Annotated in this window: 18 protein-coding genes and 1 pseudogene; all 19 read left to right on the forward strand. The window is 31.6% G+C overall.

Translation table 11 applies throughout. The features are described 5' to 3' along the window. The first annotated feature begins 112 nt into the window (after positions 1-112). Entirely contained in the window at positions 113-1111 is a 999-nt protein-coding gene (locus D2A34_RS10850) for an ABC transporter substrate-binding protein (RefSeq protein WP_119366597.1), read from the forward strand. 20 nt (positions 1112-1131) lie between these two features. Further along, positions 1132-2190 carry an ABC transporter permease gene (locus tag D2A34_RS10855; RefSeq protein ID WP_119366598.1) on the forward strand — a complete coding sequence of 353 codons (1059 nt, stop codon included), beginning with the start codon at positions 1132-1134 and terminating at the stop codon, positions 2188-2190. Then, a complete protein-coding gene (locus D2A34_RS10860; RefSeq protein ID WP_079442364.1) occupies positions 2187-2987 on the forward strand; it encodes an ABC transporter ATP-binding protein in 801 nt (266 codons plus the stop codon). The genes D2A34_RS10855 and D2A34_RS10860 overlap by 4 nt, the downstream gene beginning before the upstream one ends. A gap of 12 nt (positions 2988-2999) precedes the next feature. Further along, positions 3000-5294, forward strand: coding sequence for a heavy metal translocating P-type ATPase (locus tag D2A34_RS10865; protein WP_243128318.1), 2295 nt, complete (start codon positions 3000-3002; stop codon positions 5292-5294). A gap of 26 nt (positions 5295-5320) precedes the next feature. Further along, entirely contained in the window at positions 5321-6379 is a 1059-nt protein-coding gene (locus D2A34_RS10870; protein WP_119366600.1) for a sulfite exporter TauE/SafE family protein, read from the forward strand. A gap of 60 nt (positions 6380-6439) precedes the next feature. Further along, complete coding sequence (locus D2A34_RS26670; protein WP_160359402.1) at positions 6440-6595, forward strand: hypothetical protein; 156 nt, start codon at positions 6440-6442, stop codon at positions 6593-6595. Positions 6596-6897: 302 nt separating this feature from the next. After that, a complete protein-coding gene (locus D2A34_RS10875) occupies positions 6898-7050 on the forward strand; it encodes a YezD family protein (protein WP_079438951.1) in 153 nt (50 codons plus the stop codon). Positions 7051-7478: 428 nt separating this feature from the next. After that, entirely contained in the window at positions 7479-8960 is a 1482-nt protein-coding gene (locus tag D2A34_RS10880; RefSeq protein WP_079438952.1) for a nitrogenase component 1, read from the forward strand. After that, positions 8944-10272 carry a nitrogenase component 1 gene (locus D2A34_RS10885; protein WP_119366601.1) on the forward strand — a complete coding sequence of 443 codons (1329 nt, stop codon included), beginning with the start codon at positions 8944-8946 and terminating at the stop codon, positions 10270-10272. Before D2A34_RS10880 ends, D2A34_RS10885 begins: the two co-directional genes overlap by 17 nt. Before the next feature lie 201 nt (positions 10273-10473). Further along, a complete protein-coding gene (locus D2A34_RS10890; RefSeq protein ID WP_119366602.1) occupies positions 10474-11772 on the forward strand; it encodes an O-acetylhomoserine aminocarboxypropyltransferase/cysteine synthase family protein in 1299 nt (432 codons plus the stop codon). 270 nt (positions 11773-12042) lie between these two features. Then, on the forward strand, positions 12043-12876 hold the full coding sequence (nifH, locus tag D2A34_RS10895; RefSeq protein WP_079438955.1) for a nitrogenase iron protein: 834 nt from the start codon (positions 12043-12045) through the stop codon (positions 12874-12876). Positions 12877-12905: 29 nt separating this feature from the next. Continuing rightward, on the forward strand, positions 12906-13685 hold the full coding sequence (locus tag D2A34_RS10900; protein ID WP_119366603.1) for a methionine ABC transporter ATP-binding protein: 780 nt from the start codon (positions 12906-12908) through the stop codon (positions 13683-13685). Then, positions 13682-14350, forward strand: coding sequence for a methionine ABC transporter permease (locus D2A34_RS10905; RefSeq protein WP_079438957.1), 669 nt, complete (start codon positions 13682-13684; stop codon positions 14348-14350). Before D2A34_RS10900 ends, D2A34_RS10905 begins: the two co-directional genes overlap by 4 nt. Before the next feature lie 244 nt (positions 14351-14594). After that, on the forward strand, positions 14595-15440 hold the full coding sequence (locus D2A34_RS10910) for a MetQ/NlpA family ABC transporter substrate-binding protein (RefSeq protein ID WP_079439018.1): 846 nt from the start codon (positions 14595-14597) through the stop codon (positions 15438-15440). Positions 15441-15454: 14 nt separating this feature from the next. Next, positions 15455-15802: a NifB/NifX family molybdenum-iron cluster-binding protein gene (locus D2A34_RS10915; RefSeq protein WP_119366604.1), complete on the forward strand. Its 348-nt coding sequence runs from the start codon at positions 15455-15457 to the stop codon at positions 15800-15802. Positions 15803-15937: 135 nt separating this feature from the next. Continuing rightward, positions 15938-16810 carry a radical SAM protein gene (locus D2A34_RS10920; protein WP_119366605.1) on the forward strand — a complete coding sequence of 291 codons (873 nt, stop codon included), beginning with the start codon at positions 15938-15940 and terminating at the stop codon, positions 16808-16810. 232 nt (positions 16811-17042) lie between these two features. Beyond that, positions 17043-18203 carry a trans-sulfuration enzyme family protein gene (locus tag D2A34_RS10925; RefSeq protein WP_079438960.1) on the forward strand — a complete coding sequence of 387 codons (1161 nt, stop codon included), beginning with the start codon at positions 17043-17045 and terminating at the stop codon, positions 18201-18203. Continuing rightward, entirely contained in the window at positions 18200-19114 is a 915-nt protein-coding gene (gene cysK, locus D2A34_RS10930) for a cysteine synthase A (protein ID WP_079438961.1), read from the forward strand. The genes D2A34_RS10925 and cysK overlap by 4 nt, the downstream gene beginning before the upstream one ends. Positions 19115-19341: 227 nt before the next feature. After that, positions 19342-19578 (forward strand): annotated as a pseudogene (locus D2A34_RS10935) (nitrogenase component 1); the annotation flags it as partial. Positions 19579-19630 lie beyond the last annotated feature (52 nt).

The following is a 19630-nucleotide window of genomic DNA, read 5'->3' on the forward strand; positions in this document are numbered from 1 at the left end:
GTTTTTAGGCTTATATATAAGTTTTATTTAGGAACTTATATATAAGCTGAATTTGAATTTATAAGAAAAGTTTACAAATAAATTATGTATTAAGTGAGGGGAGAAAAATAATATGAAAAATTTAAAGAGGTTAATACCACTAACATTAGTATTTGCAATTGCTTCTTCAATTACAGGCTGTCAAAAAAATACTGCACAATCAGTAAATGCAGAATATAAGTATGGAAAATTGAAAATACAAGCTCTTAGTGGAGCAGTTTGTGGAGCTCCATCTTATATTGCCTTCGAAAAGGGATTTTTTAAAGAAGAAGGTTTAGATGTTGAACTTGTTAGTGGGACTTTAGATGAAAATAAAACTGGGCTTGCAACTGGAGAATTTGTTGTAACCAATGGAGATTTTCAGTGGTTTCCATCAATACAACAAGGTATGAATTTAAAAATTATTGGTGGATTACATAAAGGATGTATAAAAATTGTATTACCACCAAATTCACCGATTAAGACTGCAGCAGATCTTAAAGGCAAGAATATAGGTGTTGATGAAATTGGAGGTACACCTATGTCAGTTGCAACAATTGTCCTAGCTAATGCAGGAATAAATCCACAAACTGAAGTAACGTGGAAACCATACCCTTTAGATCAATTAAATGAGGCTGTTAGTAAAGGTGAAGTAGATGCCTTTGCTGCCTGGGATCCATTTGGAACACTTGCTGTCGAAAATAATGGATATAAGGTGCTTACTGATATTTCAACTGATCCTCTTTTTGCAGGAAAAAGCTGTTGTTTCTTATATGCAGGTGAAAATCAAATTAAAGAGAATCCAGAAAAGGTTAAAGCTATTGCAAGAGCATATCAAAAGGCAGATGCGTGGATAAAAGAACATCCTGAAGAAGCTGCTAAGATAGAAATTGATAAAAAATATATAGCATCAGATAATCATAAACTCGTAACAGAGTTAATTAAATCTTATGATTTTGAGTATACAACAGATAGTGCAAAGGACGATATTAGTTATTTTGTAAAGAAGCTGGATAAGACAGGATTCTTAAAAGATAACACAGATCCCACACAATTTGCTAACGATACTTATTATGATATTTTGAACAAATAAATTTGATAGGAGTTGTGTATATGAATTTACAAGAAGCAAATATTATAAAAGCTGAAAATACAACTAATATTATTGATTTTAGAAGAAATGAAAGAAAGGTTAAAGTGAAGTCAAAACCATTTGATGCTCTATACTGGAAGCCAAGCTCAACATTGTGGAGGATTATTAATATCTTAATCTTTGCCTTAGCACTTCTTGTTAGTTTTATAATCCCATTAAAACAAAGTGTAATTTTAGATCCATACAGATTTTTTTTAACGATTTTAATAGCTTATTTTATAGTTATAAATGTAATAGCGCTATTCAATTCTAAAATTAAAGCTAAAGTAAATCATAATGCACAGCTATATTCCGGATTAGGTTTAGTACTAATAATATGGGATCTATTAACAACGAAATCAAATGCATTGCCTCTGCCTTTCTTTCCAAGCTTTGCTCAAATACTTCAAGTTATAGTTGAGGATTATGGAACGCTAGTATTAAGCACAGGTCATTCAATGAGACTTTTAGTTATAGGTTTCACTATTGGAACAATTTTAGGAATAACAACTGGAGTATTAATAGGATGGTATAGGCAATGGCATTATTGGATATTTCCAATAATAAAGATAATTGGGGTCGTACCAGCGACTGCATGGATTCCTATTGTAATGTTTATATTTCCTTCAAGTTTTTATGCACAAATATTCTTAATTGTTATCTGCGTATGGTTTCCAGTTGCATTTATGACGTCATCAGGAATCGAAAATTTACCGAAATCATACTTTGAAGCAGCAAGAACTTTAGGTGCTAAGGAAGAGTTTTTAGTGTTTAAAGTTGCGATTCCAGGTGCAATGCCATCAATTTTTACAGGAATTTATACAGCTACAGGAATCTCATTTGCAACCTTAGTGGTTTCCGAGATGATTGGTGCAAAGGCTGGACTAGGATGGTATATAAACTGGGCAAAAGGGTGGTCTAATTATGCAAAAGTTTATGCCTCAATAATAATAATGGCAATAGTTTTTTCAGTAGTTATGGCAATTATTTTTAAAATTAGAGACAGAGTATTATCATGGCAAAAGGGGTTGTTAAAATGATAGAAGAAGATAGCAAACAGTTTGGCTCAATTAGTGTAAAAAATGTTTATAGGACTTATATCGATGCTAATGGAAATGAGGTTGAAGCTCTAAAAAATATAAACATTGAAATACAACCTGGAGAGTTCATATCTTTCATAGGACCTTCAGGATGTGGAAAAACAACTCTTATGAGGCTTATTGCTGGGTTAGATGAGGCTCAAGAAGGTGAACTGTTTTTGGATGGCGAAAAAATTGAAGGAACCAATCATGAACGGGGATATGTCTTCCAGCAAGCGAATCTATTTCCTTGGGCTAATATCGAAGACAATATATCGGCAGGTCTTAGGGCAAGAAAGATATATAAAGAACACAAAGAAGAGGTCGCGCACTATATAGAGATTGCTGGGCTTAAAGGATTTGAAAAGTCATATCCACATCAAATATCAGGTGGAATGGCGCAAAGAGCTTCACTAGTTAGAGCCCTTATTAACAGTCCTAAAGTTTTATTATTAGATGAACCACTAGGAGCTTTAGATTCATTTACAAGGTTTACGCTTCAAGATAAGCTCTTAGAATTGTGGAAAGAAAGAGAAACTACAATGATTTTAGTTACGCATGATGTGGATGAAGCAGTGTATTTAAGTGATCGTATTATAATAATGTCTCCTAGACCAGGAAAAATAGAAGAGATAATTAATGTGAAATTAAGAAGACCAAGAAATAGGACAAGTGATGAATTTCTTGTTTTACGTAAAAAAATATTAGAAAAACTAAATTTAGTAAGTAAGTCTAAAGATTTAGAATATTACTTATAGTTTTATGAGGTGATGCCTTTGATTGAAAAAACTACTATGAGAATAGAGGGAATGACATGTACATTATGTACAATAATAATAGAAAATGCAATTAAACAGTTAGACGGAGTTATAAATATTCAAGCAGGTTATGCTAATGAAAAAGTAAATATTGAATATGATAATGAAAAAATTTCTCTTTCGAAGATAAAAGATAAACTTAAAAAAAGCGGGTACTACTTATATGATCTTGATGAAAAAATTATACAAAGCAGCAACAAAAGAAGTGAGGTTACTAGGTTAAGAAATTTGGTGATAATATCATTTATTTTAACAAGCCCAATGATAGTAATGATGATACTTAATGGAGCCAGTGATTGTTGCATATCGTTTGATATTTTAAGTAAATCTAGTTTTGGTAAGTTAGTAGATAATTTAAGATACAAAACGCTATTTCTTCATGATTGGAAATTGCAGCTTTTATTAGCAACACCAGTTCAATTTATAATAGGTTCAAGATTTTATAAGAAAGCCTATTTTGCGTTAAAGTCTAAAATTTTTAATATGGATGTACTTATAGTAATAGGTACAACTGTAACGTACTTGTATAGTTTATATGTTTCATTATTTGGAGCAATAAATGCGTCAGGAATGAAAAATGTTTTTTATGAATCTTCTATGGTTGTTATAACTCTTGTTCTATTTGGAAAATATTTGGAGGAAATAACAAAAGGAAGAACTTCAAGAGAGATAAAATCTCTAATTAAACTTCAAGCTAAAACCGCCAGGATTGAAAAGGATGGATTAGAAAAAGATATTCCAATAGAAGAAGTTAAGCAGAAGGATAAAATTATAGTAAAGCCAGGAGAAAAAATACCTGTAGATGGCATAATATGCGATGGAAATTCTTCAGTAGATGAATCAATGATTACAGGTGAAAGTAGATTAGTAGAAAAAAGTATTGGAGATGAAGTTGTAGGTTCTACATTAAACATGTATGGAACCTTTAAGTTTGAAGCAACAAGGGTTGGAAGTGAAACAAAATTCGGGGAAATATTAAAGATAGTAGAAGAAGCGCAAAATAGCAAAGCTCCAATTCAAATGTTGGTGGATAAAGTATGCAGTATTTTTGTTCCTTTAATTATATTAATTTCAATAGCTACATTTATAATTTGGTATTTTATTATTTTAAATGGAAGTTCATATTTTTTATCAAAAGCTATAATGTATGCTGTAGCTGTTTTGGTAGTATCATGTCCATGTGCTCTGGGTCTTGCAACTCCAACTGCCATCATAACTGGGATGGGAAGTCTTGCAGAGGAAGGGATATTAATAAAAAATAGCGCTATTATAGAAAAAATATGCAAATTAAACACAATAGTATTTGATAAAACTGGAACTATTACAACTGGTGATCTAACTATTGATGAAATAATATTCGTAGGCAATAATAGTGCGAAGGAAAAAGAAAAAATTCTTAAACTTATTGCTATTGCTGAAAAGAAATCAGAGCATTTAATAGGTAAAGCTATATACGAGAAAATCAAAAATGATATTTCAATGGAATTAGAAGATCCAAATAACTTCAAGGCAAATCCTGGACGTGGAGTAATTGCTTCTTACAAAGGCAATGAAATAATTATTGGAACTGAAAAATTTGCTAAGGAGCAAGGAATCTATATAGATAATCAGCTAATTAATCTGATGAAAAATAAAGGCTATGATTATAGTAAAACGGTAATTGTAGCGGCAATAAATAATGATTGTAAATGTGCATTATTTATAACTGATACTATAAAGGAAGGTTCTAAGGAAGCAATCATAGAACTAAAAAATAAAGGGATAGATATAGTTATGCTAAGCGGGGACAATAAGCAGTCATCTAAAGAAATTGGAGATAAAGTAGGTATTGCTAATGTTATTTCAGAAGTGCTTCCAGATGAAAAAGGAGAAGTAATTAAGAAATTAAAGAACGAAGGGAAAATTGTGGCCATGGTAGGTGATGGGATAAATGATGCGATTGCATTATCAATAGCAGATGTCAATATCGCCATGGGAAATGGGACAGATGTAGCTATAGAAATAGGAGATGTAATTATATTAAAGAACAATTTAATTGCGATTCCAAGCGTAATTAATAAAGCAAAAAAGATACGAAAAAAAATTATTGGGAATTTATTTTTTGCTTTTATTTATAACATAATAGCTATTCCTTTTGCAGCTACAGGGCATTTAACTCCAGCAATTGCAGCAGTTACGATGTCTGCTAGTTCTTTATCTGTTCTTTTAAATTCATTAATCTTAAAGAAGTGTTTAAAAAATAAATAGCCTGTAATTAGATAGGAGGATTACATATGAGTGAGTGGGTAAGTGAAGTAATAAATTTTTTTGAAAATATTTTATTACTTAAATATTTGCCAGAGTTAAATACAAGTACAAGCTATGGAATGATATTTATATTTGGATTATTGAGCTCTTTTCACTGCATTGCCATGTGTGGAGGATTTACAATATCTCAAGTATTAGGTAGTGAAGCAGATGATAAGAAAAAATTAAGAGGATATTTATTATATAATTCCTTAAGAATAATATCATATACATTAATCGGAGGAGTTGCTGGAGGCATTGGGAGCATATTTGGATTTACTGGTATGCTTAAAGGTATTATTCCTATAATAGGTGGAATATTCATGATAGCTACAGCTATGAATCAGTTGGGGTTCTTAAAATTTTTAAGAAAATTTAATGTGAATCCTTCTTTAAAAATCATAAGAAAAGTTGGGCATGGAAGAAAATATGATGCGATATTTTTAGGGATGATTAGTGGAATAATGCCATGTGCACCTCTCCAAATCGTACAATTATATTCAGTAGGAACCCAAAATATAATAAGTGGAGCTTTAGTCATGTTCTTATTTGGATTAGGTACACTTCCTGTATTATTAATCTTTGGAGCTATAAATTCATATATAGGGAGAAGGTATACGGCTAAACTTGCTAAAATTGGAGCTGCATTAGTATTTATTTTAGGATTTTCATTAATAAATAGAGGTCTTTCATTGTTTGGAGTTGATGCTGTAGAGATGAAAATGGAAACAAAAAGTTCAAATAAGGTTTATACATCATTAATAAATGGAGATAGCCAAAATGTAATTATGGAACTTGAAAAAGATTCATTTCCAGAGATACGTATTCAAAAAAATATACCAGTAAAATGGACTATAAAGGTAGTAAAGGATAATTTAAATGAGTGTAATAATGAAATTGTTATTCCCAAACTCAATATTGATAGTAAGCTTATAGAGGGAGAAAATACCATTGAATTTCTACCGACCGAGAAAGGTGAAATAGCATATACATGTGGAATGGGCATGATAAAAAGTAAAATAATAATAGTTGATAGTATAAAATAGATACAAAAATAATACTATAATATAAAATTTATTAAAATACTATTGACTAAATATATTTGTATGGAATATAATAGCAATATAAATCATACTAATTCAATAGGAATAATAAGAAAAATATTATATGATGTTAAAGCAATGAAGGGAAGAAGTATATTAAGGAAAGTTTTCAGAGAGGAATTCTTAAAATGGCTGAAAGGAATTTTAAATGGAACTTAATAGAATGCATCCTGGAGCACTAAGGTGAACACAGGTATATGAAATAAAACAACAGAGAATCAAAGAGCAGTTATTTTATTACATACACATGACAGTAGGCTTAGCAGGAGTGCCTGATATAGCACAAAGAGATGTTATGTGAAATTTTGCATAATAATCAGAGTGGGACCGCGGAATTTTTCTGCCTCTGTTTTTATAACAGGGGCACTTTTTATCTATAGTAAGAAAATTATATAGTAATTTTTGAGGGAGATTATTTATAATTCAAAAAAAAATTATAATTAAATGTTGGGGGAGATAGTATGGCTATTAACAGTAAAGTAATTTTAGAAAATAAAAAACTAGAAGAAATACTAAAGATGATTGAAAAAATAAAGTATGGATCTGTAACGCTGATAATACAGGATGGAGTAATTATACAAGTTGATAAGAATGAGAAAATAAGAATGAAGTAAAAGCGCATTTTGGCTCAGGTTTTCGATTGAAAAAAAGAAATTTATTAGCGATAAGTTAATAATTAATATTTTATTGAAAAAGTTGTTGACAAATGACAATAAAGGGAATATATTATAACAAAACACAGTAAACTTATATGAATAAGAGGAAAATTTATAGCATAGTATAAAGTGAAACTTTTCAAGTGGAGTTTTCGAGGTGCCCCTTGAGGGTAAACTTCAACTGAATTTAGTTGAACTTACCTAGAGTTGTATCACTGTTATCTCCTACTCAAAGAAATGGAGTTTTACAGTGGCTAGACATCAGGTAAAAGTAAATCTGACTGGAAAACCAGAGGATGTACTTCTAGATATAGAAGTATGTCCTCTTTTCTTTTGTGCCTAAAGATTCTGCTTAAACAATGATTTAAAGGAGGAAAATTACGATTATGGGAACAATCAATTTGAAAGAGTCTTCTGTAACTATAAGGGAAACTAGATTGGGCTCTATAACTGGATTTAATGGTTCAGCAAAGGAACTTGTAACATGTGCACATGCAGGAAAGTTAAAAGATAGTTCAAGAAAATTTTCCCAATGCATGGGGTGTAATGCAGGACATGCGTTTTGTCAGTTAGCAATGATAAGAGACGCTGTGGTTGTAAATCATGCGCCAGTGGGATGTGCAGGAGATTTCTTCGGTTTTAATTTTACCTATAGAGTTGAACAGATGAAAAGAGATCTTCCAGCTACAATAGGAAGATATTTTAGTACCTGCATTGAAGAAAAAGATACTGTTTTCGGTGCTGCTAAGAAATTAGAGGATACCGTAAGAGAAGCTTATAAAAGGACAAAACCTAATGCAATCTTTGTTACAACATCTTGTGCATCTGGAATCATAGGTGAAGATGTTGATGCAATAACCGAGGGGCTATCAAAGGAACTAGGAATACCAGTTATATCTTGTTCTTGTGAAGGCTTTAGATCAAAGATTTGGACAACAGGATTTGATGCTGCTTATCATTCTATTTTAAGAAAATTAGTAAAGCCTCCAAGAAAGAAGACTAATAAGGTTAATGTTGCTAACTTTTGGGGAAGTCACATTTTTGATGAATTTTTAAGTAGGTTAGGTTATGAGGCACAATACATTGTACCATTTTCAACAGTTGCAGAACTTGAATATATTTCAGAAGCAACAGCAACAATTCATGTGTGTTCTTCACTAAGTACTTACTTAGGAGCAGCTTTAGAGCAAGAATATGGAGTAAAGGAAATAAAGGCTCCACCAGCATATGGGATAGAAGGAACTGACATATGGATGAGAGATATAGGGAAAGTATTAGATAGGGAAGAAGAAATTGAAAAAATTATAAAAGAAGAACATGAAAGAGTCCTCCCGAAGCTTGAAGAATATAGAGAGAAACTAAAAGGAAAGACCGCATATGTAACAGCGGGAGCTGCTCATGGCCATGCAATAATAGCAATGCTTAGAGAGCTTGGGTTAAATGTTCAAGGAGCCGCAATATTTCATCATGATCCTTTATATGATAATAAAAATAAGGATTCAGATGCTTTGGCACAAGCTGTAAATATTTATGGAGATATTAAACACTATAATGTTTGTAATAAACAAGCTTATGAACTTGTAAATATCTTAAATAGAGTTAGACCAGACTTAATGATTGCAAGACATGGTGGAATGACTATGTGGGGAGCCAAACTTGGTATACCAACGTTGTTAATTGGAGATGAACAGTTTGGATTTGGATATCAAGGAGTTTTAAATTATGCATCAAGAATAGTAGAAACAATTGATAATAAAGAATTTGTGAGTAACTTGGCTAAGCATAGCACAATGCCATATACAAAATGGTGGCTAGATCAAGATCCATTTACTTTCTTAGGAGGTAATACTAGTGTCGAAAATTATTGAACAACCTAGATTTTCCTGTGCTTTAGGAGCACAGCAAACAGTAATAGCTATAAAACGAGGAGTTCCTATACTACATTCTGGACCAGGATGCAGCAATAAAATCAGTTCTTTAATAGGACAAGGTGAAGGCTATGCTGGAGGAAATACAATTCCATGTACTAATGCAACAGAAGCTGATGTGGTATTTGGCGGGGAACGAAAGCTTAAAGATGTTATTAATGGAGCCTTCCAAGTAATAGATGCTGATTTGTATGTGGTGCTTACTGGCTGCACATCAGATATTGTTGGAGATGATGTAGGAAGCGTTACATCAAAATATCAAGAAAAAGACAAACCTATTGTATATGTAGAGACAGGTGGATTTAAAAGCAACAACTATGTAAGCCATAGTGAAGTTGTTAATGCAATAATTGATCAGTATGTAGATAAATTTAAAAACAACAATGGTGTAAAAAAGGGACTTGTAAATGTATTTGCAACAGTACCTTACCAAGATCCATATTGGAGTGGAAATTTAGAAGAAATAAAAAGGGTTCTTGAAGGTATTGGCCTAGATGTAAATATACTTTTTGGAAATGAATCTAATGGTATTGAGGAATGGAAGACAATACCTAATGCAGAGTTTAATATAATTGCAAGCTCATGGGTAGGCTTAAATATCGCAGAACATTTAAAAAATAAATATAAAACACCATATGTACATTTTCCATACTTGCCAATAGGAGCAATTGCGACATCGAAGTTTTTGAGACAAGTTAGTGAATTTGGGCATTTGGATAAAACTAAAGTTGAGAACTTTATTAAGAAAGAGGAAGAAAAATTTTATTTTCATATAGAAAAAACTGCGGACTTTATGCTTGAGTTTAGATATGGATTACCTAGAAAATTCTACAGTATTTTGGATTCATCATATTCCTTAGGCTTTTCTAAATTTCTATTGAATGAACTCGGAATACTTCCTGGTAAACAATTTATTATTGATGATACACCCGAACAATATAAAGAATCTATAATAAAAGAATTTGAGAATATATCTGAATATAGGTCAGCAGAAGTTGAATTTAATGTAGATGCTGGAGCAGTTCAATTGGAAATAGAAAAGGAAAAAGAAAAAGATTTTCAAGAAGGCAGGGCTTTAATACTTGGAAGTGGCTGGGATAGAGATTTAGCGACAAAATTAAATGCAGATTTGCTTATCACTAGTGTACCAGTAACTTATAGACTTGTATTAAATTGTGGTTATGCTGGATATAATGGTGGGCTTAGAGCAATTGAAGATATATATGATAGAGTATTAAACACCTATAGATAGGAATTTATATATTAAAATATTTAAATATATACCTATATAAATATTTATAGATAAATAGATGGTCCACGCAGAATCATAATTTATTAGGTGCTAGAAATTAAAGAGTATTAGAGAATTTTAGAGGTTTTAAATATGAGCATTTTTATAAGAATACTGTATGTTAAATAAAAAGTAATAGAGAGAAAAGTGGAGGGATGTTAGATGGGAAATTATAATTTTGACACAATTAAAGTTAGGGGAGGATATACTCCAAAGGATCACAATTATTCAGTTTCAGTGCCAATATATGCAACTGCATCATTTGAAGTAGGGGAAGCAGAAAGGTTTGAAAGATTAGCTAGTCTTTCTGAGGAGGGTTATATTTACAGCAGATTAAGTAATCCAACAGTAAGTGTATTGGAAAATAGAATAGCTATTTTAGATGGTGGAGTTGCAGCCGTAGCAGTTGCATCAGGAATGGCAGCTATAACTTACGCATTATTAGCAGTAGCTGAAGGTGGAGGAAGAATCTTAACAACTCATCAATTATATGGTGGAACAGTTGATGCTTTAAAAAAGCTATACCCAAGGTTTGGAATTCAAATTGACAGTATCGATAATGATGGTGGAGCTGAGGAGTTTAAAAAAGCTATAAAGGAAGATACAAAAGCAATATTCATAGAAACTATTAGTAATCCAAATGCAATTTTATCTGATATAAAAGAAATAGCAAAGGTTGCTCATGAAAATAATATTCCATTAATTGTTGATAATACTTTTGCGACTCCATATCTATTTAATCCAATTAAACATGGAGTAGATATTGTAATTTATTCTGCTACGAAAGCTTTAAGTGGACATGGAAATGTTATTGCTGGAGTAATTGTCGATAGCGGTAAGTTCAATTGGGCAAATGGAAAATTTCCTCAGTTCTCAGAACCATATTTTACTTTGAAAGATCTGAATGGTAATGAAAGAAGCTATATTGATGCATTTAAAGAAAGTGCATTTGCAGGAAAAGTAAGATTAGATTATTTAACGTATTTTGGAGCGGTTCTAAGTCCTTTTGATGCTTACTTAATATTACTAGGTCTAGAAACATTATCAGAAAGAGTCCAAAAACAGGTTAGCAATACACAAAAAATAATAGATTATTTAAAGACTGAAGAAGGAGTAAGTTGGATAAGCTATCCAACTATCGAAACAAGTTCTTATAAATCTTTAGCAGATAAATATTTTTCTAAAGGAGCAGGGTCGACATTTACATTTGGATTTAATGGAACTCCTGAACAAATTAACAAACTAATAAATTCGGTAAAATTATTCAGCTATCAAGCTAACGTAGGGGATGCTAGATCTTTAATTATAAATGTTGCAAAAACAACACATGGTGAGTTAACCGAGGAGCAGTTAAAGTTAGCAAAGATATCAGAAGAAACAATAAGACTTTCAATAGGACTTGAGGATTCTGATGATTTGATAAATGATTTAAAGCAAGCATTTAGAGAGGCATTTAAGTAAATCTAGTTAAAAGCTTTAGGCATATGAAAAGCAAAATGATTTTTAAAATCAATGAAATTTAATTGATGAGTATAGTTTCATATGTTCAATATTAAAGTTTTATCCGATAGCTAGCATCCATAACACTCCCCTCTTTGAGTGGGAGATAGCGGCTGCACGCTCCTGGACGGGGTACCTCTTGAGGGTATAAGTTCAACTAAGATCCAGATGGAGATTAAAATCCACCTGAATCAAGTTTCACTTAATTATATAAAAAAGGAGAATATAAAAATGGCAGAAAAAATCTTAAGACAAGTAGCGATTTATGGAAAGGGAGGAATCGGAAAATCAACAACTACACAAAATTTAACAGCAGGACTTGCTGAACTTGGAAAAAATATAATGGTTGTTGGTTGTGATCCTAAAGCAGATTCTACAAGATTATTATTGGGGGGACTAGCACAAAAGACTGTTTTAGATACTTTGAGAGAAGAAGGAGAAGATATTGAATTAGAATCTATAATGAAAGATGGATTTAAAGGAATAAAATGTGTTGAATCTGGTGGACCAGAACCAGGTGTTGGCTGTGCCGGAAGAGGTATAATAACGTCTATTGGAATGCTTGAAAGATTAGGGGCATATACCGAAGAGTTAGATTATGTATTTTATGATGTCCTTGGTGATGTTGTTTGTGGAGGCTTTGCAATGCCTATAAGAGAAGGTAAGGCAAAAGAAATCTATATAGTTGCAAGTGGAGAAATGATGGCATTATATGCAGCAAACAATATATCAAAGGGAATTCAAAAATATGCATTAAAAGGTGGAGTAAGATTAGGTGGAATAATATGTAACAGCAGAAATGTTGATAGAGAGCTTGATCTTTTAACTGCTTTCGCAAGAGAACTTGGAACTCAATTAATTCACTTTGTTCCAAGAAATAACGTAGTTCAAAGAGCTGAGATAAGAAAGAAGACTGTAATAGAATTTGATCCTGAAGATGGGCAAGCTGATGAATATAGAGAATTAGCAAAGAAGATTGAAGAAAATGAATTGTTTGTAATTCCAAATCCAATGACTCAAGAAAGGTTAGAAGAAATTCTAATAGAATATGGTTTGATGGATTAGATTAAGGGAAATAATGGGGAGGCAATTTTATGATATCTGTTATGAATGTAAGCAAGACATTTAATACTCCAACTGGAAAGGTAGAAGTATTAAAGAATATAAATTTAAGTGTTGAAAACGGTGATGTTTTTGGAATAATAGGTTTTAGTGGTGCAGGAAAATCTACATTAATTAGATGTTTAAATGGACTAGAAAAACCTGATTCAGGGAACATAATTATTGGAGAAAATGAAATAACTAAGTTAAATCGAAAAGAACTAAGAAATGCTAGAAAGAAAATAGGAATGATATTTCAACAATTTAATTTATTTGATTCAAGAACTGTTTATGAGAACATTGCTTTCCCATTAGAAATATCAGGGTATAAAAAAGAAAAGATAAAAAGCAGGGTTGAAGAGATATTAGATTTAGTAGAACTATCAGAAAAACGAGATTCATATCCATTGCAGTTAAGTGGGGGGCAAAAGCAGAGAGTAGGTATTGCAAGAGCATTAGCTAACAATCCAGATGTATTATTAAGCGATGAAGCAACTTCTGCTTTAGATCCCCAAACAACTTTTTCTATTTTAGAACTTTTAAAAAATATAAACAAGAGATTAAATCTAACAATAGTAATAATAACCCATGAATTAGATGTTCTAAGATATTGTACAAATAATATGGTGGTTTTAGAAGATGGACATATTGTTGAAAATGGAAGTACAGAAAATTTATTTTTAAATCCCCAAAGTGATACTTTAAAGAATTTTATTAACATTACAAATGGATTTCAAAGAAATAGAAATTATTCAGGAGGTGAAGGAATATGAGTAATGATTTAATAGGACTGCTTTTAACTGGGACAAAAGAAACTTTATATATGGTGTTTATTTCATCAATAATAGCTTTTTTACTTGGTGTACCCATTGGAGTTTTATTAGTTGTTAGTGATAAAGGAGGCATATTTCCTTTACTTAAAGTAAATAAAATAGTTGGCTTTATAATTAATGTAATAAGGTCAATGCCGGAAATGATACTCGTAATTATTTTATTACCACTTGCAAAACTAATAGTTGGAACAACATTAGGTGCAAATGCAGCTATAATTTCTATTTCGATAGGTTCAGCACCATTTCTTGCAAGAATAATTGAAAATAGCTTAAAGGAAGTTGAGTTTGGGAAGATAGAGGCGGCAGAATCAATGGGAGCGGCTCCTCTTGAGATAATAAAAAAAGTGCTTCTTCCAGAAGCCCTTCCCTCAATTGTAAGAGGAATAACTATAGCAATAATAGGAATAATAGGCTTTACAGCTATAGCTGGCGCAATTGGTGCAGGGGGGCTTGGAAGTTTAGCTATAAGATTTGGTTACCAAAGATTTCGTACAGATGTACTCATAGGAACTGTAGTTATTTTAGTAGTCATTGTACAATCGATCCAACTTATTGGAGATTTTATTGCAAGATCAATTAATAGGAAGAGATTTAAGTTCGAATAAATTAAGTTGATTTAATATGTGATATATTGAATTTTGTTATAAATGTTTATTTAAACATTGTTTTAAAGAAAACTTTTTAAAAAGGTTTCAATAAAACTTTTAAAGAATAAATAAATTTTTAAATAAAACTTCTTAACAACTTAAAAAGAAAAAAAGTAAACAATATAACAATTTATAGGAAACATGCGGGTTTTAAGGGAATTGGGAGGGTATATCAAGATAAATGAATATGGAGGGAATTAAAATGAAGAAAAAATTATTATCAATAATTACAAGTGGATTACTTTTAATTGGAGTATTTGCTGGCTGCTCAGCTAGTAAAGAGGATACAAGCAAGGCTACAAGTGCACCAGCTACAACTGAAAAGAGTGAAGTGACTCTAAAAGTAGGTGCAGCATTATCACCACATGCCGAGATATTAGAGCATATTAAACCGAAATTAAAGGAACAAGGTATTAACTTGGAAATAGTAACTCTTGATGATGAAGGTCAGTTAAATCCAGCACTGGATGAAAAACAAATTGATGCAAACTACTTTCAACATGTTCCTTATTTAGAATCAATATCAAAAGAAAAGGGATATAATTTTGAAGTTGCAGGAAAAATTCATGTTGAGCCTATAGGATTATATTCAAATAAAATAAAATCTATAAATGATTTAAAAGATGGGGACAAGATAGGTATACCTAATAATCCTTCAAATGAATATAGAGCGTTGGTTCTTCTTGAAAAAAATGGCCTTATTAAGTTAAAAAGCGGATTAGTAAATTATTCTGCGACTCCAAATGATATAGCAGAAAATCCTAAACATCTTGAATTTGTAGAAGCAGATGCAGCCCAATTACCAAGATCTCTTGGGGATTTAGCTGGAGCAGTTATAAATACTAATATTATTTTAGATGCTAAAATTGATCCGAATACAGCTATTATTAGAGAAAGTGGAGATTCTCCTTATGCGAATATAATTACAGTTAGAAAAGGAGATAAAGATAGAAAAGAAATCAAAGCACTTATATCTGCGCTAACAACTGATGATGTTAAAAACTTTATTAAAGAAAAATATGGTACAGCTGTAGTTCCAGCATTCTAAAAGGGGAGAAAAGTATGTTATATAAAATAGCATTTGCTAGCAGTGATGGAAAAGTTGTAAATCAACATTTTGGAAGAACAAAACAATTTCTAATTGTTGAAGTAGATGATAAAGACTATAAGTATGTTGGAACACGATTTAATGAACCGTCATGTCAAGAATTTCAGCATACTGAAGATGCTTTAAGTCAATCTATTGAATTAATATCAGATTGTAAGGCAGTTTTTGTTGCAAGAATTGGACAAGGGGCTTTAGCTGAGGTTGAGGCTAAAGGAATAAAAGGAATTGAAGCTCCTTATTTTATAGAGGATATACTAAAAAAAGTTTTAAATTCAAAAGTTAATATTTTAGATTTATATTAAGAATGATGGGGTTAGAAGTATAACACAAATGGTCATATAATAGTTAAATAATTTAATAGAATTAGAATACAAATTAATTAAACTTTGTATAGCAAGTTAGTTTTGCTCAAAGTTAATGTAAAGGAAGTGAATTATATGGGGAATTTTGATCACCTTGCGAAGACTCATCCATGTTTAGGTGGGGAAGCACATTTTAAATATGGGAGGATACACTTACCAGTGAGTCCTTCATGTAACATACAATGTAAGTTTTGTAGAAGGGGATTCAATAAATCAGAGGTGCGCCCAGGAGTAAGTTCATTATTACTTACTCCAGAGGAAGCAGTAGAAACAGTTAAAAAAGCATTAACTTTATGCCCTGAAATAAGTGTTGTTGGAATTGCAGGTCCAGGAGATACGCTTGCCACTGATCACGCTCTTGAAACCTTTAGACTAGTAAAGAAGGAGTTCCCGCATCTTATTAACTGCTTAAGTACCAATGGGCTAAGATTAGCAGAAAAGGCTGAAAAGATTGTTGAAGCTGGAGTTGAGACAATAACTGTTACTGTTAATGCAATTGATCCAAAGATTCAAAAAGATATATGCTCATTTGTAATTGATGGAGATGGTAAAAGACTAGAAGGAGAAGAAGGTGCAAAGATATTAATTGACGCACAACTTAGAGGTATTAAAAAAATCAGCGAATTAGGAGTTATAGTTAAAATAAATAGTGTGCTAATTCCAGGTGTCAATGATAAACATATCAAGGAAATAGCAAAAGTAACTAAAGAGCTAGGAGCATCAATATTAAATATAATTCCTTTAATACCGCAAAATGAACTTTCTCATCTTGAGGCACCATCATGCATAATGCTTGATAAGTGCAGAGGAGAAGCAGGTGAATATCTTGATGTATTTAGACATTGCAAACATTGCAGAGCCGATGCTTGCGGAGTACCAGGAAAAAATCAAGATATACATGGTCAGTTATATGATAAAGAAGTGGTTGAAACTTTCTCCCATGGCTAAAGAATTGGTTGCTGGGATTAAATGGAAAAATGATAAATGTCCATAAAAAAGGACTACGTTGAGAGAAGAAATAATAATATTTTGTTTATCCTAAAACACAGTAAACAAATAAGAATAATATGAGTAATATATAGTAATTAATATTTATAATTATAGAAAAACTTTGATATATATAAAATAAATGATGGTGTAGAATACTTTGCACTAGTGTAACTTTAAGGAGGAAAGAAAAATGAAAATAGAATCATTATTAGTTCATGGAGCTATTGATGGAGATGAAACAACAGGATCAGTAAATGTTCCTATATATCAAACTTCCACATATAAGCAAGAGGAATTAGGTAAAACTAAAGGATATGAATATTCAAGAACAGGAAATCCAACAAGAGAGGCATTAGAAAAAACTATTGCTTTGTTGGAAAGTGGAAGTGGTGGACTTGCATTTAGCAGCGGAATGGCTGCTATTACAGCAGTTTTATCTTTATTTCATAGTGGTGATAAGGTAGTAATTCCAAGTAATCTTTATGGAGGTACCTTTAGAGTAATTGATAAAGTATTTAAGAATTTTAATCTTCAATATGAGATAGTTGATTTTTCTAGATTAAATGATGTGAAAAGAATTCTAGAAAGTGGTAAGGATAACTCAAGTATTAAGGCCGTTTTTATTGAAACGCCAACAAATCCACTTATGGATATTACTGATATCAAAGAGGTCAGTAAACTTGCAAAGGAATATGGTGTTCTTACTGTTGTTGATAACACATTTATGTCACCATATTTGCAAAGACCTTTAGAGTTTGGCGCCGACATTGTTGTTCATAGTGCTACTAAATATTTAGGCGGTCATAGTAATGTGGTGGCTGGATTAATAGCTGTAAATAATGAGGAGCTTTGGGACAAGTTGCATTTTATTCAAAATTCAACTGGTGGAGTACTTGGGCCATTTGATTCATTTATATTGCTTCAAGGAATAAAAACTTTAGGTGTTAGATTAGATAGACACAATGAAAATGCAGAAAAGATAGCACAAGTTTTGTCAGAAAGTGAATATGTTGAAAAAATTTATTATCCAGGAATAAAGGATTCAAAAGGATATGAAATTCATAAGAAACAAGCATCAGGGTTTGGTGGAGTATTATCTTTTGTTATAAATGAAAAAATTGATTACAAAAAGTTTTTAAGTTCATTAAGGCTGATAACCCTAGGAGAAAGCCTAGGTGGAGTAGAATCCTTAATATGCCATCCAGCTAGCATGACTCATGCTGCAATTCCATATAAAATAAGGCAGGAGGTTGGAATTGTTGATAATTTAGTAAGGTTATCAGTAGGAATAGAAAATATTGATGACCTAATTCAGGACTTAAACAATGCATTTAAGGAGAGTTTAGTATGAATTACGTAAGTGATGTAAAAGAACTTATAGGAAATACACCATTAATAAGACTTACGCATATCAGTGTGAATGAAAATGTTAATATATTTGCTAAGCTAGAGTGCTTCAATCCAGGAGGAAGTGTGAAAGATAGGATTGGTGTAGCAATGATTGAAGGTGCTGAAAAAAAAGGAATCCTAAAAAAGGGAAATACAATAATTGACGCAACAGCAGGGAATACTGGCCTTGGGATAGCACTTGCTGCAATTAACAGAGGTTATAATATTATTTTCGTAGTGCCAACAAAATTTTCAATAGAAAAGCAAAAGCTAATGAAAGCATTGGGAGCAAATATTATTAATACTCCAGATGAAGATGGAATGCTTGGTGCAATAAATAAAGCAAATGAATTGTTAAAAGAGATTCCTAGTAGTGTAAGTTTAGGTCAATTTGAAAATGCAGATAATCCTTTAGCCCATTATGAAACAACAGGTCCTGAAATATATAAAGCTTTAGAGGGTAATATAAATTATTTTGTTGCAGGAGCAGGAAGTGGAGGGACTTTTACAGGAATTGTTAAATATCTAAAGGAAAAGGATGAAAATATCAAGGGAGTGTTAGCAGATCCAGAAGGTTCAACTATGGTAGGTGGAGAGCATAAGAGTTATAAAATAGAGGGGATAGGAAATGATTTTGTTCCTAAAACAATGGATATATCTTTAGTTGATAAAGTTATAAAGGTTAATGATGATGAAGCTTTTAAGACTGTAAAGTTACTAGCTAAAAAAGAAGGCTTAATAGTAGGATCATCATCTGGAGCAATACTTGCGGCAGCATTAAAATTATCTGAGGAAATAGATAGTGGAAATATAGTTGTTGTTTTTCCTGATAGAGGAGATAGATATCTAAGTACAACATTATTTGATGATTAAGTAATAAAACTGAATTGATGAGATATGGGAACAAGATATATAAGGATAAGATCTTAAATTTACATTTTGAATGGGATAAAACTTGATTATGATAATTTTATTAACAAAGTTGACTAGAAAACTAGAGACTGGGTTTCTTAATTTATACATTAGTATATAAGGAACTCAGTTTTATCACTTTATGAAATAAAATTTTAGGAGGTATTGAATAAATGGCACAAAAAAATAAATCTGGATATCCTATAGGACAATTATTGAAACAAACAGACTTCGGACATAAACCGCCTATTATTTTTGGAACTACATGGGAAAGAGATATAGCCAAGTAACTAAAGGGAGCTATCATTGAAGTAGGTTTTCCGGCATCTTATGAAGTTGTATTAGCAAGAACTTATGTTGGATATAAAGGAGCTCTTAATTTGTTAGAGAAGATCTATACTACCGCAATTAGTGCAAGTGCATAGATTTCTATAATAGCAATTTTATACTTAGGAAACAGTGGCAGTTAAAATATTA

Source organism: Clostridium chromiireducens (assembly GCF_003575225.1).
GTDB lineage: Bacteria > Bacillota > Clostridia > Clostridiales > Clostridiaceae > Clostridium > Clostridium chromiireducens.

Bases quoted from the DNA above. Each gene is read 5' to 3' on its own strand.
- D2A34_RS26670 (WP_160359402.1), top strand. From the start codon at position 6,440: ATGGAATATAATAGCAATATAAATCATACTAATTCAATAGGAATAATA.
- D2A34_RS10850 (WP_119366597.1), top strand. From the start codon at position 113: ATGAAAAATTTAAAGAGGTTAATACCACTAACATTAGTATTTGCAATT.
- D2A34_RS10870 (WP_119366600.1), top strand. From the start codon at position 5,321: ATGAGTGAGTGGGTAAGTGAAGTAATAAATTTTTTTGAAAATATTTTA.
- nifH (WP_079438955.1), top strand. From the start codon at position 12,043: ATGGCAGAAAAAATCTTAAGACAAGTAGCGATTTATGGAAAGGGAGGA.
- D2A34_RS10855 (WP_119366598.1), top strand. From the start codon at position 1,132: ATGAATTTACAAGAAGCAAATATTATAAAAGCTGAAAATACAACTAAT.
- D2A34_RS10920 (WP_119366605.1), top strand. From the start codon at position 15,938: ATGGGGAATTTTGATCACCTTGCGAAGACTCATCCATGTTTAGGTGGG.
- D2A34_RS10915 (WP_119366604.1), top strand. From the start codon at position 15,455: ATGTTATATAAAATAGCATTTGCTAGCAGTGATGGAAAAGTTGTAAAT.
- D2A34_RS10890 (WP_119366602.1), top strand. From the start codon at position 10,474: ATGGGAAATTATAATTTTGACACAATTAAAGTTAGGGGAGGATATACT.
- D2A34_RS10900 (WP_119366603.1), top strand. From the start codon at position 12,906: ATGATATCTGTTATGAATGTAAGCAAGACATTTAATACTCCAACTGGA.
- D2A34_RS10865 (WP_243128318.1), top strand. From the start codon at position 3,000: ATGCCTTTGATTGAAAAAACTACTATGAGAATAGAGGGAATGACATGT.
- D2A34_RS10880 (WP_079438952.1), top strand. From the start codon at position 7,479: ATGGGAACAATCAATTTGAAAGAGTCTTCTGTAACTATAAGGGAAACT.
- D2A34_RS10905 (WP_079438957.1), top strand. From the start codon at position 13,682: ATGAGTAATGATTTAATAGGACTGCTTTTAACTGGGACAAAAGAAACT.
- cysK (WP_079438961.1), top strand. From the start codon at position 18,200: ATGAATTACGTAAGTGATGTAAAAGAACTTATAGGAAATACACCATTA.
- D2A34_RS10860 (WP_079442364.1), top strand. From the start codon at position 2,187: ATGATAGAAGAAGATAGCAAACAGTTTGGCTCAATTAGTGTAAAAAAT.
- D2A34_RS10910 (WP_079439018.1), top strand. From the start codon at position 14,595: ATGAAGAAAAAATTATTATCAATAATTACAAGTGGATTACTTTTAATT.
- D2A34_RS10925 (WP_079438960.1), top strand. From the start codon at position 17,043: ATGAAAATAGAATCATTATTAGTTCATGGAGCTATTGATGGAGATGAA.
- D2A34_RS10875 (WP_079438951.1), top strand. From the start codon at position 6,898: ATGGCTATTAACAGTAAAGTAATTTTAGAAAATAAAAAACTAGAAGAA.